The following is a 19023-nucleotide window of genomic DNA, read 5'->3' as shown; positions in this document are numbered from 1 at the left end:
CGCTCAGCGCGGGCGGCGGCCGCCGGCCCGGGTTCCGGACGAGAAGGCCGCAGCTCCGCCGCTCGAACGGCGGTTGCCCGCGGCCGGGGCGCCGGTGCCGCTCGGCTTGCCCGTGGTGCCCGACCGGCGGGGACCGCCCGAGGCGGCTGCGCCGTCCGAGCGGCGCGAACCGGACCCGGCCGAACGCTCCTGCCCGGCGACCCGCGAACGCTGACCGCCCCGGTTGTCCTTCGGCGCGGCCGGGCCACCCCGACGACCGCGGCCGCCACCGGGCGCCGCGCCCGTGGCGGTGACCTTCTTCGGCCGGTTGTCCACCGCCGGGGCCTTCGAGAACGTCCGCTCGCCCGGGGCCAGCTCCGCCAGCAGCGGGTGACCCGGGCCGAGCTGGGTGGTCGTCGGCTTGATGCCCGCCTTGCGGGTCAGGTCGCGGACGTCGCGGACCTGTGCGTCGGTCATCAGCGTCACCACCGTGCCGGACGCCCCGGCGCGCGCGGTGCGGCCCGAGCGGTGCAGGTACGCCTTGTGCTCGACCGGCGGGTCGGCGTGGATGACCAGCCGGACGTCGTCGACGTGGATGCCGCGGGCCGCGATGTCCGTGGCCACCAGCGTCTTCGCCGCGCCCGACGAGAACGCCTCGAGGTTGCGCGTCCGCGCGTTCTGGCCCAGGTTGCCGTGCAGCTCGACGGCCGGGACGCCCGACGCCACCAGCTTCCGGGTCAGCGCCTTCGCGCGGCTCTTGGTCCGCGTGAACACCAGCGTGCGGCCCGGCGCCGCGGTCAGGTCGACCAGCACCGGCAGCCGGTGGGTCTCCTCGAGGTGCAGGACGTGGTGCTCCATCGTCGACACCGGCGACTGCGCCGAGTCGACGCTGTGCGTGATCGGGTCGGTCATGAAGCGCTTGACCAGCACGTCGACGCCGTTGTCCAGGGTCGCGGAGAAGAGCATCCGCTGCCCGCGCGACGGCGTGGCGTCCATGATCCGCCGGACCTCGGGCAGGAAGCCCAGGTCGGCCATGTGGTCGGCCTCGTCCAGCACGGTGATCTCGATGGCGTCGAGCTTCACGTGCCCGGAGCGCATGTGGTCGGCGAGCCGGCCGGGGCAGGCGACGACGATGTCGACGCCGTCACGCAGCCGGGTGATCTGCGGGTTCGCGCTGACGCCGCCGAAGATGGTCGTCGTCTTCAGGCCCAGCGGCTTCGCCAGCGGCAGGATCGACGCCTCGATCTGCGTCGCGAGCTCGCGCGTCGGCGCGAGGATCAGCGCGCGGGGACGGCCGGGCTTGCGCCGCGTCGGGCCCGCGGCGAGGCGGGCCAGCAAGGGCAGCACGAAGCCGTACGTCTTGCCGGAGCCGGTGCGGCCGCGCCCCAGCACGTCGCGTCCGGCGAGGGTGTGCGGCAGGGTCGCCGCCTGGATCGGGAAGGGCTCGGTGACGCCCTGGGTGGCCAGCGCGGCCACGAGGGGAGTGGGCAGGCCGAGTTCGGAAAAAGTGCTCATAGGGTGCGTGCGGGCGTGGAAGCGCCCTGGTCTCCATAACCTGAGAAGGGTTGTCCTGCCCGGCGCAGACCGTCAACGGCCGCGGCGCGTGGTAGTCGACAACAGCAGCGGGCCGAGGCAGAACTGAGCGGCCCGCAAGATCAGTATAGCGGGAGAGGGTGACGTACTCCCAGTGAGATTGCCCGCACCCGCGGCGCCTTGCTAAGTTACCGGTCGGTAATCGAGGAGGACCCACCATGCTGCTGAACCCGCGCGAGTACGACCCGGCGCACTTCGACGCCGAGACGCGGCGCCTGCTGCGCGCCACCATCGACTGGTTCGAGCAGCGCGGCAAGGCGAAGCTGACCGAGGACTACCACAACCGCACCTTCTACGCGGACTTCATCGAGTTCGCGGGCAAGGAAGGCCTGTTCTCGACCTTCCTGACCCCGGCCGCGAACGCCGAGGGCCACCCGGACAAGCGCTGGGACACCAGCCGCGTCGCGGCGCTGTCGGAGATCCTCGGGTTCTACGGCCTGAACTACTGGTACCCCTGGCAGGTCACCATCCTCGGCCTCGGCCCGGTGTGGCAGAGCGGCAACGCCGCCGCCCGCAAGCGCGCGGCCGACGCGCTGGACGCCGGGGGAGTCGGCGCCTTCGGACTGTCCGAAAAGGACCACGGCGCCGACATCTACTCGTCCGACATGGTGCTCACGAAGGACGGCGACGGCTACCGCGCCACCGGCTCCAAGTACTACATCGGCAACGGCAACTGCGCGCGCACGGTGTCGGTGTTCGGCCGCATCGACGGCGTCGACGGCCCTGATCAGTACGTCTTCTTCTACGCCGACTCCGAGCACCCGAACTACCACGTCGTGAAGAACGTCGTGCCGTCGCAGATGTACGTCGCCGAGTTCCGGCTCGAGGACTACCCGGTGCACGCCGACGACATCCTCCACGTCGGCGCCGAAGCCTTCAGCGCCGCGCTGAACACCGTCAACATCGGCAAGTTCAACCTCTGCTTCGGCGGCATCGGCATGGCGACGCACTCGCTGTACGAAGCCATCACGCACGCGCACAACCGCGTCCTCTACGGCAAGCCCGTCACGGACTTCCCGCACGTCCGCCGCGAATTCGTCGAGGCCTACGCGCGGCTGACCGGCATGAAGCTGTTCTCCGACCGCGCCGTCGACTACTTCCGCAGCGCGCACCCCGAAGACCGGCGCTACCTGCTGTTCAACCCGATCACCAAGATGAAGGTGACCACCGAGGCGCAGAAGGTGATCGGCCTGGTCGCCGACGTCGTGGCGGCCAAGGGCTTCGAAGCCGACACCTACCTGGCGATGTCGAAGAACGACATCGACGGCCTGCCGAAGCTCGAAGGCACGGTGGCGGTGAACCTCGCGCTGATCGCGAAGTTCATGCCGAACTACCTGTTCGCGCCGCAGGAGTACGCGCCGGTGCCGACCCGCACCGACGCCGCGGACGACGAGTTCCTCTTCCGCCAGGGCCCGGCGCGCGGCCTGTCGAAGGTCCGCTTCCACGACTGGAAGACCGCCTACGCGCAAGCCGCGCACATCCCGAACGTCGCGCTGTTCACCGAGCAGGCCGGCTACCTGGTCAAGCTGCTCACCGAGGCGGCGCCGGACGAGGCGCAGCAGGCCGACCTCGACTTCGGGCTCGCGCTCACCGAGCTGTTCACGCTGATCGTGTACGGCCAGCTCATCCTGGAGCAGGCCCGCATCACCGGCTTGGACGACGAGGTCGCCGACCAGATCTTCGCGGTGCTGGTGCAGGACTTCAGCGTCGCGGCGGTGGACCTCAACGGCAAGGCGAGCTCGACCGAGGCCCAGCAGGCCATCGCCCTGGCCGCGCTGCGGAAGCCGGTGGTGGACGCCGCGCGGTTCGAGAACGTCTGGGCGCGGGTGCGGGAGCTCTCCGGGGTCTACGCTATGCACCCGTGATGGCGCGCAAGTACCGGCTGGGCGTGACGCGGAAGGCCGCGAACGTCCTCGTGAAGGCGATGCTGGAGCGCGGGATCCCGGTCACGGGCAGCACCGGGTTCCTGCTCACCACGCGGGGGCGCAAGAGCGGCGTGGACCGGACGACTCCGGTCAACGTCATCGAGGTCGGCGGCGACCGCTGGCTCGTGTCGCCGTACGGGCGGGTCGGCTGGGTGCACAACCTGCGCGCCGACGCCACGGCCCGGCTGTGGCGGGGCCGCCGCCGCGAGACGTGGGAGGTCGAGGAGGCCGACGCCGCCACGGCCGGCCGGGTGCTGCGCGCGTACGTCCGCAAGATCCCGGTGACGGCGCCGTTCTTCGACGCGAAGCTGACCGACCCCGCGGAGGCCTTCGCCGCGGAAGCCGATCGACACCCGGTGTTCCGGTTGGCAAGATCGCGGGCGTGAACCGAGAGCGGGCGGCGGAGCTGATCTGGGACGCGTGGCTGACCGGCAAGCGGCTGGAGGGCCTCCCGGACGACGCCCGCCCGGGCGACCTGGCCGACGGCATGGCCGCGCAGGCGGCGCTGGCCGAGCTGGCCGGGCCGGTGTCCGGCTGGAAGATCGCGGCGACGACCGTGTACGCCCGGCAGTACCTGAGCGTCCCCGGCCCCCTGCCGGGCGCGATGTTCGAGCGGTTCCACCACGTCGAGGGCGCCCCGGTACCGGCGGACACGATGACCATGGGTGTCGCCGAACCCGAGTTCGCGTTCCGGCTGAAGGCCGACCCGGGGTTGTCGCCGTCGCTGGCGGCGGTGCTCGACGCGGTCGACACGATGTTCCTGGCGATCGAGCTGCCGGACAGCCGCTACACCGACCACCGCCACGTCGGCGGCCCCCAGCTGCTGGCCGACGCGGCGTGCGCGGGCCGCTTCGTCGAGGGGCGCGCGGTGCCGGGATGGCGTGACCTGGACCTGCCCCGCCGGCCGGTGGTCCTCCACGCCGACGGCGAGGAGTTCGCCCGCGGCAGCGGCAGCCTGGTCCTGGGCGACCCGAGGCTGGCGCTGCACTGGCTGGCGATGGAGCTGCCCCGCCACGGCCGGGCGTTGCGCCCGGGCGACATCGTGACGACGGGAACCGCGACCCCGCCGTGCCCGATCCGGGCGGGCGGTCACGTGGTGGCGGACTTCGGCGAGCTGGGCAGTGTGGAAGCGAGGTTCCGCCCGCTAGGGTGATCGGGTGCTGACGTTCCGTGCAGGTTTCGTCGTGCTGGCGCTGGTCGTGGCGGGACTGGACGCGGGCTACTGGATCTTCGCGCGCGGCCCGCACCCGATGACGGCCCGGATCGGCTTCTTCGTGGCGTTCGTGCTGCTGCTGGCCTTGCTGGCGGCGGCCGCGGGCGTGGTGCGCTGGGAGGTCGCGGCCCCGCTGGGAGCGGCCTCGACGTCGGGCCTGCTGTTCGTCGGCGCGACGGCGATCTTCAGCGTCGGCCTGGGTTTCCTGCTGACGGCGGTGGTGGAGGCCGCGCTGGTCCGGCGGCTGGTCCTCGACGCGTCCCCGGTGGGGTGGCGCGGGGGGCTGTGGCTGATCAGCGCCGCTGCCGCCGTGGTACCGGTGGTGCTGTTCGCGGTGGGCCTGTTCGCGCTGCGCTAGGACGCACGGGCCCCGGTTGTGCGAGGAGTGGTGCGGGCTGCCGAGGGAAAGCCTGCCCGCACCCACCCAGCGTGTCAGCGTTGGTGGACGAAGTAGACCTTGTCCCCGCCGACGGCGCCGACCTGGATGGTCAGGTCGCCCGGGGCGTCCAGGAAGCCGATGCGGTAGGTGAGTTCCTTGCCCGGCAGGACGTCCTGGCTGGGGGAGCCTTCGAGGTCGGTGTCGAAGACCTGCTCGGCGGTGGTGTTACCGGCGGTCGCCTGCACCATGAGCATGGCCGCGGACCAGGGCTTGGCCGAGTGGTTCGCGATGGTGACCTGGAAGCTGGTGGCCGGCGCGTTCTGCTGGGGAGCGGCAGTGTCGCCGGTGGTGAAGGCTTTGGCGTCGGCGATGGTGATGTCGACGTCGGTGCCGCGGTGGGTCTGCCCGATCTGGTACGTCTGCCCCGCGGCGTTGTCGTCGGTGGCGGGCAGCCCGAGCTTGTCCTGCAGATCTTCGACGGCGGCATTCTGCGCGATGACGGTGAACACGATCGCCAAGACGCTGAGCACGACCCCGATGGCGGCGAGGATCTTCTTGCTGCCGAAGAGGGCGATGCCCCCGAGCACGAACCCGACCGCAGCCACGACGGCGGTGAGGTTGTTGAGGAAGATGACCGGCGAGCCGACCACTCCGACGATGCCGAGGATCAACGCGGTCCACGCGAGAGCAGCGAACTTGGCGGGCTTCCGGGCGGGAGCGGGAGTCGCGTACGGAAAGCCGGCCGGGGGCGGCGAGTAGGGAGCGGTCATGGCGGCGTCTCCTGGATCGAGCAGGGCGGAAAATCCCCGGCGCGTGGGCTGAACGGTGAGTAGTTCGGCCGGTCATTGCGCTGCGTTACGATCTTCGGAGGGCCGTATCTGTTCCGTCACCAGAATTCCTTCGGACGGGTGACGGCCCGAACGCCGTGAAGGCCACCCCGGAGGATGGCCTTCACGGAAGTCCTACTTGCCGAACCCGGCCCGCCGAAGCGCCTCGGCCATCGAGCCGCTCGCGTTCCCGCCGCGATCCCGGGCCCCGCCACCGCCACCGCTGCCACCGCGCCGGTCACCGCCACCGCCGCCGCCACGGCGCTGACCCTGGCCCTGACCCTGACCACCCTGGCCCCGGTCCCGGCGCTCCCCACCGCCACCGCCGCGGGAAGTCCCCGCGCCCGGCTCGTCGTCCAGCCGCAGCGTCAGCGAGATGCGCTTGCGCGGCACGTCCACTTCCAGGACCTTCACCTTCACGATGTCCCCGGGCTTCACGACCTCCCGAGGGTCCTTCACGAAGTTCTTCGACAGCGCCGAAACGTGGGCCAGGCCGTCCTGGTGCACCCCCACGTCGATGAACGCGCCGAACGCCGCCACGTTCGTCACGACGCCCTCCAGGCGCATGCCCGGCTTGAGGTCGCCGATCTTGTCCACGCCCTCGGCGAACGTCGCCGTCTTGAAGGCCGGGCGGGGGTCGCGGCCCGGCTTGTCCAGCTCGGACAGGATGTCCGTCACCGTCGGGAGGCCGAACGTCTCGTCCACGAACTCGCCGGGGCGCAGCGACGACAGCGTCCGGGTGTTGCCGATCAGCCCGCGGATGTCCGTGCCCGTCTTCGACAGGATCCGGCGGACCACCGGGTACGCCTCCGGGTGCACCGACGACGAGTCGAGCGGGTCGTCGCCGTCCGGGATGCGCAGGAAGCCCGCGCACTGCTCGAACGCCTTCGGGCCGAGGCGCGCGACCTCCTTCAGCGCCATCCGGGACCGGAACGGCCCGTTCGTGTCGCGGTGCGCGACGATGTTCTCCGCCAGGCCCGTCGTGATGCCCGAAACCCGGGTCAGCAGCGGTGCCGACGCCGTGTTGACGTCCACGCCGACCGCGTTCACGCAGTCCTCGACCACCGCATCGAGCGAGCGCGACAGCGAAACCTCGGACAAATCGTGCTGGTACTGCCCCACGCCGATCGACTTCGGGTCGATCTTCACCAGCTCGGCCAGGGGGTCCTGCAGCCGGCGGGCGATCGAGACCGCGCCGCGCAGCGAGACGTCCATGTTCGGCAGTTCCGCCGAAGCGAACGCCGACGCCGAGTACACCGAAGCGCCCGCCTCGGACACCACGGCCTTCGTCAGCTTCAGCTCCGGGTGCTTCTTGATCAGCTCGACGGCGAGCTTGTCGGTCTCACGCGACGCCGTGCCGTTGCCGATCGAGATCAGCTCGACCTTGTGCCGCGCGCACAGCGCCGCCAGCTCGGCGATCGACTGGTCCCACTTGTTCGCCGGCTGGTGCGGGTAGATGACGTGGGTGTCGACGACCTTGCCGGTCGCGTCCACGACGGCGACCTTGACGCCGGTCCGGAAACCCGGGTCGAGGCCCATCGTGGCGCGGGTGCCGGCCGGCGCGGCCAGCAGCAGGTCGCGCAGGTTGGCCGCGAACACGCGCACGGCGTCGTCCTCGGCCGCCTGGCGCAGCCGCATCCGCAGGTCGATGCCCAGGTGCAGGAGGATCTTGGTGCGCCACGCCCAGCGCACGGTGTCGCCGAGCCACTTGTCGCCCGGGCGGCCCTGCTGCGCGATGCCGAACTTCGCCGCGATGCGCTGCTCGTACTCCGTCGGCCCGACCTGCGGCTCGTCGGAGGGCTCCGCCGGCGCCATCGTCAGGTCGAGGACCTCCTCCTTCTCGCCGCGCAGCATCGCGAGGATGCGGTGCGAGGGGAGCTTCGTGTACGGCTCGGAGAAGTCGAAGTAGTCGGAGAACTTCGCCCCTTCCTCCTCCTTGCCCGCGCGGACCTTGGCCACCAGGTGGCCCTGGCCCCACATCTTCTCGCGCAGCTCGCCGATCAGGTCGGCGTCCTCGGCGAAGCGCTCGACGAGGATCGCGCGGGCGCCGTCGAGTGCGGCCTGCGCGTCCGCGACGCCCTTGTCGGCGTCGACGAACACCGCGGCGGCGGCCTGCGGGTCGGTCGACGGGTCGGTCAGCAGGCCGTCGGCCAGCGGCTCGAGGCCCGCCTCGCGCGCGATCATCGCCTTCGTGCGGCGCTTCGGCTTGAACGGGAGGTAGATGTCCTCCAGCCGCGACTTCGTGTCCGCCGCCAGGATCTGGGCCTCGAGGGCGTCGTCGAGCTTGCCCTGGCTCCGGACGGACTCCAGCACGGCGAGCCGGCGCTCGTCGAGTTCCCGCAGGTAGCGCAGCCGTTCCTCGAGCGTGCGCAGCTGCGCGTCGTCGAGCATGCCGGTGACTTCCTTGCGGTAGCGCGCGATGAACGGCACGGTCGACCCGCCGTCGAGCAGCTCGACGGCGGCCTTCACCTGTCCTTCGCGCACGCCCAGTTCTTCGGCGATCTTCTGCTCGACCGACACGCTCACTCCAACACGCTCCTGCTAGACCTGGATCCGATCGTCTCATTCTGCCGTTTCCGGCACCCCGACTTTCGGATGGGGCTCCTTGACAATCAGATTGGTCTAGTCCATTTTGTGGTGACCTGCCTCACCAAGGCCGTGGAGGTCCCGTGGTCCCCAAAGTTCGCTTCGCTCTGCTCTCGTTACTATCCGTGGTTGCGCTGTCCCTCGGCGTGACGTTCGTGCTCGCCGGCAGCGCTTCGGCGGCGAACATCCTGGCCAACCCCGGCTTCGAGGCCGGCACGACGGGCTGGACGTGCACCGGCACGCCGGCCGCGGTGAGCACGCCGGTGCACAGCGGCAGCCGCGCCCTGAGCGCGACGCCGTCGGGGTCGGACAACGCCCAGTGCTCGCAGACGCTCGCCGTCTCGCCGAACACGGCGTACAAGCTGTCGGCCTGGGTCCAGGGCAGCTACGTCTACGTCGGCGTCTCCGGTTCGGCGACGACCAGCACGTGGACGCCCGGCACCAGCGGCTACCAGCAGCTGTCGCTGAGCTTCACGACCGGCTCGAGCACGTCGCTGACGGTCTACCTGCACGGCTGGTACGGCCAGCCGGGGTACTACGCCGACGACGTCAGCCTCGACGGCCCGGGCACCCCGCCGCCGACGACACCGACCACGCCGACCACGCCCACCACCCCGACGACGACCACCACGACCACTCCGCCGACGACGACCACCACGCCGCCCACCCAGGGTGACCTGCCGAAGCACGTCCTCACGGGCTACTGGCAGAACTTCTACAACGGCGCCAAGGCGCTGAAGCTCGCCGACGTCCCGACGAAGTACAACATCATCGCGGTGTCGTTCGCGGACGCCACCGGCACGCCGGGCGCGGTGAGCTTCACGCTGGACTCCGGCCTGTCCTCGCAGCTCGGCGGCTACACGGACGCCCAGTTCAAGGCCGACGTCAAGACGGTCCAGTCGCGCGGCCAGAAGGTGATCATCTCGGTCGGCGGCCAGAACGGCACGATCAGCGTCGCCGACTCGTCGTCGGCCACCAACTTCGCCAACAGCATCAAGTCGCTGATCGCGAACTACGGCTTCGACGGCGTCGACATCGACCTCGAGAACGGCATCAACGCCACGTACATGGGCCAGGCGCTGCGCAGCATCCACAACGGCGGCGGCAAGGTCATCACGATGGCACCGCAGACGATCGACATGCAGTCCACGGCGGGCGGCTACTTCCAGCTCGCGCTGAACATCAAGGACATCCTGACGATCGTCAACATGCAGTACTACAACTCGGGGTCGATGAACGGCTGCAACGGCAACGTCTACTCCCAGGGCACGGTCGACTTCCTGACGGCGCTGGCCTGCATCCAGCTCCAGGGCGGCCTGCGCGCCGACCAGGTCGGCCTCGGCCTCCCGGCCTCCCCGCAAGCGGCGGGCGGCGGCTACCAGTCCCCGGCCAACACGGTGTCGGCGCTGAACTGCCTGGCCCGCGGAACCTCGTGCGGCTCGTTCAAGCCGTCGACGACGTACCCGACCATCCGCGGCGCGATGACGTGGTCGATCAACTGGGACGCGTCGCAGGGGTACGCGTTCGCCAACACGGTCTCGGCCGGCCTCGCGGGCTTGCCGTAACCGTGCGCTGAGCGGCCCTCCCGGCGGCGCGGTCCGGGAGGGCCTGTTCAGCTCAGGCGGGCTCGATCGGCAGCCGCAGGGCTCCCGGTGCCGCCGACGGCACCGCCGGGTTCTTCGGGGCCACCGCCGTCACCCGCCGGTACGGTGCACCCAGCGGCGGCCGCGGGTCGGGCTCGCCGTGGTTCGGCCAGAACGCCATCGCCCGCTCGGCCTGTGCCGTGATCGTGAGCGACGGGTTCACGCCCAGGTTCGCCGAGATCGCCGAGCCGTCCACCACGTGCAGCCCCGGGTACCCGTACAACCGCTGGTACGGATCGACGACCCCGGTCTCGGGGGAGTCGCCGATCGCGCAGCCGCCGATGAAGTGGCCTGTGATCGGGATGTTCGCCAGGTCCGTCCAGGCACCCTGCGGCAGGCCGCCGATCTTCTCCGCGACCCGGCGCGTCACCTCGTGGCCGGCCGGGATCCAGTCCGGGGACGGCGCTCCGGAACCCTGGCGAGTCGTCATGCGCCGGCCGAACAGCCCGCGTTTGGTGTACGTCGTCACCGAGTTGTCGAGCGTCTGCATCACCAGCAGCCCGATCATCCGCTCCGACCAGTGCCGCGGGTTGTGGATGCGGACCAGGTCGCGGCGGGAACGCCACAGCTCCCGCAGCCCCAGCACCCACCGACGGCGTCCCGGGGCCGCGTCCACCAGCACCGTGGCCAGCAGGCCCATCAGGTTGCTGCCGCGCCCGTACCGCACCGGCTCCACGTGCGTCACCTCGTCCGGGTGGATCGACGACGTGATCGCGACACCGCGCGTGTAGTCCGTGTCCGGGCGCAGCGACCGGGCCGCCAGCACGGCCTCGGAGTTCGTGCGGGCCAGCAGCCCCAGCCGGGGCGACAGCGAAGGCAGCGTTCCCGTGTCGCGCATCCGGTGCAGCAGGCGCTGGGTCCCCAAAGCCGCCGCGGATAACACGACCTGCGTCGCGGTGAACGTCCGGCGGGCGCGGCGGCCGGTGCGGACGGTGTCCACGGCGTACCCGCCGGGAACCGGCCGCACCGACACCGCCGTCGTCAACGGGTGCACCGAAGCGCCCGCCTGCTCGGCCAGGTACAGGTAGTTCTTCACGGTCGTGTTCTTCGCCCCGACCCGGCAGCCGGTCATGCATTCGCCGCACAGCGTGCAGGAAGAACGCAGGGGACCCGCGCCGCCGAAGAACGGGTCCACCCCGGACTGTCCGAAGTAGACTCCGACCGGGGTGCGGCGGTACGTGTGGCTGATGCCCATGTCCTCGGCCACCGAACGAAGCACCCGGTCCGCGGCCGTCGTCGCCGGGTTCTCGACCACGCCGAGCATCCGCTTCGCCTGGTCGTAGTGCGGCGCGAGCTCGCTCTTCCAGTCGGTGATGTGCGCCCACTGGGGATCGGCGTAGAACTGCTCCGGCGGCTCGTACAACGTGTTCGCGTACACCAGCGAACCACCGCCGACGCCGGAGCCGCTCATCACGAACGTGTTCTTCAGCAGCGTCAGCCGCTGGATGCCGAAGCAGCCCAGCGCGGGCGCCCACAGGTACTTCCGCAGCCGCCACGACGTCTTCGCGAACTCGTCGTCGGCGAACCGGCGGCCGGTCTCCAGCACGCCGACGCGGTAGCCCTTCTCGGTCAGCCGCAGCGCCGTGACGCTGCCGCCGAACCCCGAACCGATCACCAGGACGTCGTAGTCCATCAGCCCGCCACCCGGTAGTCGGCGACGTCGAAGCGCCGGGTCCGGCGGTCGTACTCGGTGACCAGGCCGGGCCAGTTGGTCGTCACCCGGCCGTCGGCCTGGCGGTACCAGCTCGTGCAGGCGGTCCACACGCTGCGGCCCAGCCGCTGCTGCACCTCCCGGTCGTAGGCGTCTTCGACCTCGGGGCGCACGTCCAGCGTGGACACCCCGGGGCGGGCGAGCCGCTCCACCGCCTGCCGGATGTACCGGGCCTGGCGTTCGATCATGTAGATGATGGATCCCGCGCCGAGGTTCGTGTTGGGGCCGTAGACGCAGAAGAGGTTGGGGAAGCCGGGCACGGTCATGCCCAGGTACGCCCGCGCGCCACCGGACCACTCCTCTTGCAGCGAACGGCCGCCGAGACCGCGCACCGCCATCCGGCCGAGGAACTCCGTCGCGGCGAACCCGGTGCCGTAGATCAGGACGTCCGCCTCGATCTCCGTGCCGTCCTCGACCCGCACGCCCTTCTCGGTGATCTCGCGGATCCGCCGCGTCTCGACGTCGACGTCCGGCTGGGCCAGCGCGGGCAGGTAGTCGTTGGTGAAGAGGATCCGCTTGCAGCCCAGCGGGTAGGCCGGGGTCAGCTTCGCGCGCAGCTCCCGGTCCTCGATGTGGCGGCGACGCAGCTGCGCGGTCCGCAGCTCGAACATCTTCGCCAGCAGAGGGTGGCGCGTCATGGCGTAGGTGGCGTACTCGGCGAGCAGGAAGATCCGCAGCCGGCCGAGCAGCTGGGCGGGTGGCAGGTGCTCGAACAGCCAGTGCTGCCAGCGCCGGTAGCTCGGATCGGACTTCGCCATGACGTACGGCGGGGTGCGCTGGAAGACGGTGACGTGCTGGGCGTGCTTCCGCAGCTCGGGCACGAACTGCACGGCGCTGGCCCCGGTCCCGATGACGGCGACGCGCTTGCCGGTCAGCTCGACGCCGTGGTCCCACCGCGCGGAGTGGAAGGCGTCGCCGGCGAAGCTCTCGCGGTTCGGGATGTCCGGCAGCACCGGCCGCGACAGCTGCCCGACGGCGGGGACGAAGACGTTCGCCTCGAAGGTCTCCCCGCTCTTCGTCTCGACGCGCCAGAGGTTGCGCTCTTCGTCGAACGCGGCCCCGGTGACCTCGGTCCGGTACCGGATGTGCGGTTCCAGCCCGTACTTGGCGATGACGCCGCGCAGGTAGGCGAGGATGTCGGGCTGGTGGGAGAAGCGCTTCGGCCACCGCGGGTTGGGTTCGAAGGAGAAGGAGTACAGCGGCGACGGGATGTCGCACGCGGCCCCGGGGTAGGTGTTGTCCCGCCAGACGCCCCCGGCTTCGGCGGCGCTCTCCAGGATCGTGAAGCCGGTGAACCCCGCCCGCTTGAGTTCGATCGCCGTCCCGATGCCGCCGAACCCGGTGCCCACGATCAGCACCGACGGCCCCTTCGCCGAACCAGTCATGCCGGAAAAGCTACGCACCGGACGCCTGTGACAACAGGCCACGAACGGTCACTCAATCGAGAATTCCGGCCAGCCTCACTCCGGTGCCGAGACGCGCACCTCGTGCGTCCCGGCGGCCGCCTCGGCCCACTTCACCAGCTCTGCCGCCGACTTCTCCAGCGCCGCCAAGTCCCGCTTCGCCAGCTTCTCGAACGGCGACAGCTCGATCGCCGCCGCCTTGCGGGATGCCTTGATCTCCCAGAAGCCGCACACCTGCCCGTCGACCAGCAGCGTGCCCTTGACCAGGCCGTTGTGCGAGATCACGCGCTTGCGGTAGACGTCCGAAATGACCCGGGTCCGGTCCGCGTAGGACAGGATCGTCTGGTCGAAGGGGCCCAGCAGCCGCGGTGGGGCCGGGACGTCCTCGTCCGGCACCGTCAGTTCCGGGAGGTCCAGCAGCTCGCGGCCGTCCGGGTCGCGGTAGCGGCGCAGGTCCATCGAGGCGGCCACCTCGCCCAGCCGCGTGATGCCCGCCCACGTCTGCACGTCCGCCACCGTGGCCGGTCCGAACGCGCGCAGGTACCGCGAGATCAGCGAAGCGGGCGAAGGCGGCGACAGCGGCGCACCCACCCACTCGTCCAGGCACGCGTACGTCGTCTGCCCGGCCTTGCCCCAGATCGCCCGGGGCGGGGTCTGCACCAGCGGCAGCCGGCCCCGGGCCAGGTGGGTCAGGGAGGCCGCCGGGACGTCCCAGGTGCGCGCCAGCTCGGCGCCCAGCGCGGTCCCCGGCAGCGGGCCGCCGAGCAGCAGCTTCCGCGCCGCCTCGGCGACGACGTTGTGGTCGAGCCCGGTCAGCTCGCGGGCGTGGAGCGCGTTCTGCTTGAGGTCGCGGTCGTAGAGCACCTGCACCACCGGCCGCCACGCCAGCGCGTCCGCCGCCGTGACCAGGTGGACCGTGCCGCGCATCAGCGCGATCCGGACCACGCGCCGGTTTTCGAGCAGTTCCGCGAGTTCCTGGGGCCGGAACCCCTCCAACCGCGCCCACAACCCGAAGTACGGCGGGAACGGTGCCTGCGCCTGAAGCCCGGCCAGGTGCTCCACAGCGTCGTAGGCGGTCATCTTCACGCGGCGCAGCAGCAGCTGGCGTTCCAGGGTCGCGCGGTTCAGGGCTCGCCGGCTCAAGGTCTCCACGCCGTCACCCTAACGATCACCGAGGACAGTTCCGGTCCTCGATTGGACACGTTCTCCGCCGGTGATCCAGAATTCCGGCCATGGCCGAGCTCGCCGTGCCCGCCGTCGGGGACTGGGACTTCCCCCGCGGCACCGCGAGCATCGAGCTGATGACCCGGTTCGCCGCCGAGCGCGGCCTGGCCGGCGGTGAGCTGCTCGCCGCGACGACGCTCACGCCGGAACTGCTCGCCGACCCTTCCGTCCAGGTCGACGCGCGTCAGGAGCTGGCCGTCGTCCGGGCGCTGGCCCAGCAGGACGGTTCGGACGCGACGGCGCTGGAGCTGGGACGCCGGTACCGGGTCACCACGTTCGGCATCTTCGGCTTCGCCTGCATCAGCAGCCCGACGCTGCGCGACGCGATGCTGTTCGCCCTCCGCTACTTCGACCTGAGCTTCGCGTTCTGCATCCCGCACGTCGTCCTCGGCGCCGACCGCCTGACGCTGGAGCTGGACGACAGCCGCGTCCCCGCCGACGTCGCCCGGTTCCTCGTCCTGCGCGACCTGGCCGCGATCTTCGCGGTCATGCGCGACCTCCTGCCCGACATCGCGCTGGACGAGCTGACGTTCCGGCACGGAACGTCCACTCCGGAGCCGTACCTGGCCGCGTTCGGCGTGCGGCCCCGCTTCGGCGCCGACGCCTGCCGGGCGACGCTCGACCCGGCGCTGCTGACCCGGCCGCTGCCGCAGGCCAACGAGCAGACCGTCGCCCTGTGCGCCGCGCAGTGCGAAGCGCTCGTCGCCCGGCGGCGGCAGCGGTCGGGCATTTCCCAGCAGGTGCGGGAACGCCTGGTGCGGCTCGGCGGCGTCGACGCTCGCATGGACGAGATCGCCCGGCAGCTGACGCTGAGCACGCGCACCCTGCGCCGCCGGCTCACGGAAGCCGGCACGAGCTACCGGGCGCTGGTCGACGAGGTCCGCCAGACGCTCGCCGAAGAGCTGCTCGACACCGGCGTGCTGTCGGTCGAGGACGTCGCCTACCGGCTCGGGTACGCCGAGGCGTCCAGCTTCATCCACGCGTTCAAGCGCTGGACCGGGATGACGCCGGCGGCGTTCGCCCGCCGCTTCCGCGCCGCTCGGCAAGCACCGCCGGGTAGGTGATCTTCAGTAGGTTGAGGATCGAATCGGTGAGGAAGGTGCGCAGGGCCGCGCGGTCGAGCGTGCCGCGGATCAGCCATTCCCGCGACGCCGCGCGCAGCATCCCGCCGAACGACCGGATCATCGCGCGCAGCTCTTCGCGCCCCTCGGTCACGCCGGTCATCAGCGCGGCCTCCAAGACCCGGTCGGCGGCGATCTCGTCGGCCTCCAGCATGATCCGTTCGATCTCGGGATCACGCCCGGCCGCCTCCGGCCCGATCACGGTCAGCCACGCGTCGCGGTTGCGGTCGACGACTTCGATCCACCGCTCGACCCCGATCGCCAGCCGCTGCTCCATGGTGGTGTCCGGCAGGGCTTCGGTGACCGGCGCGGGCACGATCATCATCTGCCGCACCACTTCCAGGTACAGCTCGCGCTTGCCGCCGAAGTAGTGGTTGATCAGCGGGCGCGCCACCCCGGCGGCCTCGGCGATGTCCGAAGTGGACACCGACGCGTAGCTGCCCGCCCCGAACAGGCGCCGGGCGGCGGCGAGGATCTCCGCGCGCCGCTCGGCCGGCTCGAGCCGGCGGCGCCGGGGCCGGGTGCCACTGGTCATGAACCCAGCCTCGCGGGGGATCGGCACGCTGTCAACAAGTAGTTGACCCGTTGTCAAAAGAGTGGCTCCGGTGGCGCCCAAGCGGTGTTTCGCGCCAACCTTTGTCGTTACGCAACCGGAACAACCCGCCGGTAACTTCCCGGCACCCGGATGCGACGAGACGGCAGGGACCCGCGACCGGGGGTAGGAACAGATGAACGAAGAAGGCGCGCCGATCCGGCCGGCCGGGCGCTGGGTGAGCGTCCGCCTGCAGCATCGCCACGTCAGCTTCGACGACGGCTTCGAAGCGGACGAGCCCCTGCCGGACGGCGACTGCGCGGACGACGCGTCCCTGTCGTACTCGGGCATCGTGATCACGGGCTACGACGAGGGAGCGAAGGTCTCGGAGCGCTGGATCCCGCTGGGCGTGGACCCGTCCGAAGCGGACGACGAGCGGTTGATCGAGCAGCTGCGGGAGGCTCTGCTCTGGCAGGCGGGCCGGCCGGAGCAGACCGCGGAGGACTGACCCCGCCCGGCCCGTCGTGAGTGGTAAGGCGGGTTCTAACCCGCTTTACCACTCACGAGCCGGTGCGCAGGCCTTCGAACGCCACTTTGCACACCGCGTCCGCCACCTCGGCCGCCGACGAGCCGCGCCGGGGCTTGTACCACTCGATCAGCGAGTTGACCATGCCGAACACCAGCCGCGCGGTCACCGCCGGATCCACGTCCGCGCGGATGTCGCCCTCCGCTTCGGCCTGCTTCACCAGGTCCGTCACCATCCGGTCGAACTCGCGCCGCCGGGCCAGCGCCGCCCGCTCCACCTTCGTGTTGCCGCGGACGCGCAGCAGCAGCGTCACGAACGGCAGGCGGTCGGCCAGCACCAGCACGCTGCCGCGCACCAGGTGCTCCAGCCGGTCGATCGCGCGCCCGTCGAGCTGAGCGGTCTCCGCCGCGACCTCGAACAATCCGTCCAGGGCCCGGTCCACCGCCAGCCGCAGCAGCTCTTCCTTGCTGGGGACGTGGTGGTAGATCGCCGACTTCGTGATGCCGAGCTTGCGGGAGAGGTCCTCCATGCTCGTGCCGTCGTAGCCGCGCTCGTTGAACAGCTTCACCGCCACCTGCAGCAGCGATTCGAGGTCGTAGCCGGGGCGCCCGCGCCGCGGGGCCGTCACGGCTTCTCCCGCTGGTCGACGATCCGCCGCATCTTGCCCATGGACCGCTCCAGCGTGTCCGGGTCGACGACCTCCACCGACACCGTCACGCCGACGCCGTCCTTCACGCCGCTGAGCAGCGAAGCGGCGGCGTGCTCCCGGGAGGCGGAAGAAGCGTCGTGGCGCGCCTCCACCCGCACGGTCAGGTGGTCGAGCCGGCCGCGTGTGGACCGGACGAGCTGGAAGTGCGGGCTCAACCCGGCCGTCCGCAGCACGATCTCCTCGATCTGCGTCGGGAAGACGTTGACCCCGCGCAGGATGATCAGGTCGTCGGTGCGTCCGGTGACCTTGGCCATCCGCCGGAACGCCGGCCGTGCGGTGCCCGGGTTCAGCTCGGTCAGGTCGCGGGTGCGGTAGCGGATGATCGGCAGTGCCTGCTTGGTCAGCGACGTGAACACCAGCTCACCGGTCTCGCCGCCGCCCAGGACGTCCTCGGAGTACGGGTCGATCACCTCGGGGTAGAAGTGGTCCTCCCAGATGTGCAGCCCGTCCTTCGTCTCGACGCACTCCTGCGCGACGCCCGGGCCCATCACCTCGGACAGCCCGTAGATGTCGACGGCGTCGAGCGCGAACCGCTCCTCGATCTCGGCACGCATCTGCTCGGTCCACGGCTCGGCGCCGAAGATGCCGACCTGCAGCGAACTGGCCCGCGGGTCGACGCCCTGGCGCTCGAACTCGTCGAGCAGCGTCAGCATGTACGACGGCGTCACCATGATGATCTCGGGCCGGAAGTCGGTGATCAGCTGCACCTGCCGCGCGGTCATCCCGCCCGACGCCGGGATCACCGTGCAGCCCAGCTTTTCGGCGCCGTAGTGCGCGCCGAGACCGCCGGTGAACAGCCCGTAGCCGTAGGCGACGTGCACCTTGTGCCCGGGACGGCCGCCGGCGGCGTGGATCGAGCGGGCCATCACCGTCGCCCACGTGTCGATGTCCTGCTCGGTGTACCCGACGACGGTGGCCTTGCCGGTGGTGCCGCTGGAGGCGTGGATGCGCCGCACCTGGTCCTGCGGCACGGCGAACATCCCGAACGGGTAGTTCTCGCGCAGGTCCTGCTTGGTGGTGAACGGGAACTTCGCCAGATCGGCGAGCTCCTTGCAGTCGTCGGGGTGGACGCCGGCCTCGTCGAACTTCCGCGTGTACGCGGGCACGTTCGCGTAGGCGTGCCGGAGTGTCCACTGCAGACGCTCGAGCTGCAGCGCGGCCAGCTCGTCGGCGGAGAGGTTCGCCTCGATCATGCTTCGTCCCGTTTCGCGGAGATGACGCGGCTGCGGCCGCGGAATTCGGCGACGACCTCGGGCCCCGCGGGGGTCTCCCGGTGCACCGTGACGTCGTAGATGCCGTTGCGGCCGTAGCGGGTGCGCTCGGTGGCCGTGGCGACGAGGTGGTCGCCGAGCCGGCCGGCCGCGACGAAGGAGATTTCGGCGCCGGCCGCGACGGTGACCGGGCCGTGGGTGTTGCAGGCGCAGGCGAACGCCGTGTCGGCGAGCAGGAAGACGTACCCGCCGTGAGCGATGTCGTGGCCGTTGACCATCGCGGACGTGATCGTCATGGTCGCGACGGCCCGGCCGTCGCCCGCTTCGACGAGCTCGATCCCCAGCGCGCGGGACGCCTCGTCGGCGGCGAACATCGCGTGCGCGGCGTTGGTCATGCACCCTCCGTCCCCACTGACCGAATGGACGGTCACCTCGCGGTGC

At 71.0% G+C, this 19023-nt stretch carries 17 protein-coding genes; 7 read left to right on the top strand and 10 right to left on the bottom strand.

Annotation, left to right across the window (positions count from 1 at the left end; translation table 11 throughout):
- Nucleotides 1–3: 3 nt before the first annotated feature.
- On the bottom strand, nucleotides 4–1494 hold the full coding sequence (locus Q5425_RS02715; RefSeq protein ID WP_308670445.1) for a DEAD/DEAH box helicase: 1491 nt from the start codon (nucleotides 1492–1494) through the stop codon (nucleotides 4–6).
- Between the two features lie 236 nt (nucleotides 1495–1730).
- On the opposite strand from Q5425_RS02715, the gene Q5425_RS02710 reads away from it, so the two are divergent.
- From Q5425_RS02710 to Q5425_RS02695, 4 genes are read left to right on the top strand one after another with little or no spacing between them, the layout of a single operon-like run.
- Nucleotides 1731–3437 (top strand): acyl-CoA dehydrogenase, encoded by a 1707-nt coding sequence (locus Q5425_RS02710; protein WP_308670444.1) that lies wholly within the window; start codon nucleotides 1731–1733, stop codon nucleotides 3435–3437.
- On the top strand, nucleotides 3437–3883 hold the full coding sequence (locus Q5425_RS02705; protein WP_308670479.1) for a nitroreductase family deazaflavin-dependent oxidoreductase: 447 nt from the start codon (nucleotides 3437–3439) through the stop codon (nucleotides 3881–3883). The genes Q5425_RS02710 and Q5425_RS02705 overlap by 1 nt, the downstream gene beginning before the upstream one ends.
- Nucleotides 3880–4650 carry a fumarylacetoacetate hydrolase family protein gene (locus tag Q5425_RS02700; RefSeq protein ID WP_308670443.1) on the top strand — a complete coding sequence of 257 codons (771 nt, stop codon included), beginning with the start codon at nucleotides 3880–3882 and terminating at the stop codon, nucleotides 4648–4650. The genes Q5425_RS02705 and Q5425_RS02700 overlap by 4 nt, the downstream gene beginning before the upstream one ends.
- 4 nt (nucleotides 4651–4654) lie before the next feature.
- Nucleotides 4655–5068, top strand: coding sequence for a hypothetical protein (locus Q5425_RS02695; RefSeq protein WP_308670442.1), 414 nt, complete (start codon nucleotides 4655–4657; stop codon nucleotides 5066–5068).
- Nucleotides 5069–5142: 74 nt separating this feature from the next.
- Here Q5425_RS02695 and Q5425_RS02690 read toward each other — a convergent pair whose 3' ends face one another.
- Both Q5425_RS02690 and Q5425_RS02685 read right to left on the bottom strand, forming a co-directional pair.
- Nucleotides 5143–5859 (bottom strand): hypothetical protein, encoded by a 717-nt coding sequence (locus tag Q5425_RS02690; RefSeq protein WP_308670441.1) that lies wholly within the window; start codon nucleotides 5857–5859, stop codon nucleotides 5143–5145.
- Nucleotides 5860–6051: 192 nt separating this feature from the next.
- Nucleotides 6052–8442 (bottom strand): Tex family protein, encoded by a 2391-nt coding sequence (locus Q5425_RS02685; protein ID WP_308670440.1) that lies wholly within the window; start codon nucleotides 8440–8442, stop codon nucleotides 6052–6054.
- 143 nt (nucleotides 8443–8585) lie between these two features.
- Here Q5425_RS02685 and Q5425_RS02680 point away from each other — a divergent pair, with 143 nt between their 5' ends.
- Nucleotides 8586–10067 (top strand): glycosyl hydrolase family 18 protein, encoded by a 1482-nt coding sequence (locus Q5425_RS02680; protein ID WP_308670439.1) that lies wholly within the window; start codon nucleotides 8586–8588, stop codon nucleotides 10065–10067.
- 52 nt (nucleotides 10068–10119) lie between these two features.
- Here Q5425_RS02680 and Q5425_RS02675 read toward each other — a convergent pair whose 3' ends face one another.
- The 3 genes from Q5425_RS02675 to Q5425_RS02665 form a co-directional block, all read right to left on the bottom strand.
- Nucleotides 10120–11778 carry a GMC family oxidoreductase gene (locus Q5425_RS02675; protein WP_308670438.1) on the bottom strand — a complete coding sequence of 553 codons (1659 nt, stop codon included), beginning with the start codon at nucleotides 11776–11778 and terminating at the stop codon, nucleotides 10120–10122.
- Nucleotides 11778–13241, bottom strand: coding sequence for an NAD(P)/FAD-dependent oxidoreductase (locus Q5425_RS02670; RefSeq protein ID WP_308670437.1), 1464 nt, complete (start codon nucleotides 13239–13241; stop codon nucleotides 11778–11780). The genes Q5425_RS02675 and Q5425_RS02670 overlap by 1 nt, the downstream gene beginning before the upstream one ends.
- A 75-nt stretch (nucleotides 13242–13316) precedes the next feature.
- Nucleotides 13317–14411 (bottom strand): winged helix DNA-binding domain-containing protein, encoded by a 1095-nt coding sequence (locus Q5425_RS02665; protein ID WP_308670436.1) that lies wholly within the window; start codon nucleotides 14409–14411, stop codon nucleotides 13317–13319.
- 80 nt (nucleotides 14412–14491) lie between these two features.
- Here Q5425_RS02665 and Q5425_RS02660 point away from each other — a divergent pair, with 80 nt between their 5' ends.
- Nucleotides 14492–15547: an AraC family transcriptional regulator gene (locus tag Q5425_RS02660; RefSeq protein ID WP_308670435.1), complete on the top strand. Its 1056-nt coding sequence runs from the start codon at nucleotides 14492–14494 to the stop codon at nucleotides 15545–15547.
- On the opposite strand, the gene Q5425_RS02655 is transcribed toward Q5425_RS02660, so the two are convergent.
- On the bottom strand, nucleotides 15468–16139 hold the full coding sequence (locus tag Q5425_RS02655; protein WP_308670434.1) for a helix-turn-helix domain-containing protein: 672 nt from the start codon (nucleotides 16137–16139) through the stop codon (nucleotides 15468–15470). The genes Q5425_RS02660 and Q5425_RS02655 overlap by 80 nt on opposite strands.
- 193 nt (nucleotides 16140–16332) lie before the next feature.
- On the opposite strand from Q5425_RS02655, the gene Q5425_RS02650 reads away from it, so the two are divergent.
- Nucleotides 16333–16644, top strand: coding sequence for a hypothetical protein (locus Q5425_RS02650; RefSeq protein ID WP_308670433.1), 312 nt, complete (start codon nucleotides 16333–16335; stop codon nucleotides 16642–16644).
- Between the two features lie 52 nt (nucleotides 16645–16696).
- Here the strand turns inward: Q5425_RS02650 and Q5425_RS02645 are convergent, their stop codons facing one another.
- The 3 genes from Q5425_RS02645 to paaI are packed head-to-tail and all read right to left on the bottom strand — an operon-like array spanning nucleotide 16697 to nucleotide 18977.
- Nucleotides 16697–17290: a TetR/AcrR family transcriptional regulator gene (locus Q5425_RS02645; RefSeq protein ID WP_308670432.1), complete on the bottom strand. Its 594-nt coding sequence runs from the start codon at nucleotides 17288–17290 to the stop codon at nucleotides 16697–16699.
- Nucleotides 17287–18564 carry a phenylacetate--CoA ligase PaaK gene (gene paaK / locus Q5425_RS02640; protein ID WP_308670431.1) on the bottom strand — a complete coding sequence of 426 codons (1278 nt, stop codon included), beginning with the start codon at nucleotides 18562–18564 and terminating at the stop codon, nucleotides 17287–17289. The genes Q5425_RS02645 and paaK overlap by 4 nt, the downstream gene beginning before the upstream one ends.
- Nucleotides 18561–18977 carry a hydroxyphenylacetyl-CoA thioesterase PaaI gene (paaI, locus tag Q5425_RS02635; RefSeq protein WP_308670430.1) on the bottom strand — a complete coding sequence of 139 codons (417 nt, stop codon included), beginning with the start codon at nucleotides 18975–18977 and terminating at the stop codon, nucleotides 18561–18563. Before paaI ends, paaK begins: the two co-directional genes overlap by 4 nt.
- Nucleotides 18978–19023: the final 46 nt, after the last annotated feature.

The sequence above is a fragment of the Amycolatopsis sp. A133 genome, from assembly GCF_031082405.1.
GTDB lineage: Bacteria > Actinomycetota > Actinomycetes > Mycobacteriales > Pseudonocardiaceae > Amycolatopsis.
This window is presented reverse-complemented; position numbering and strand designations above follow the sequence as displayed.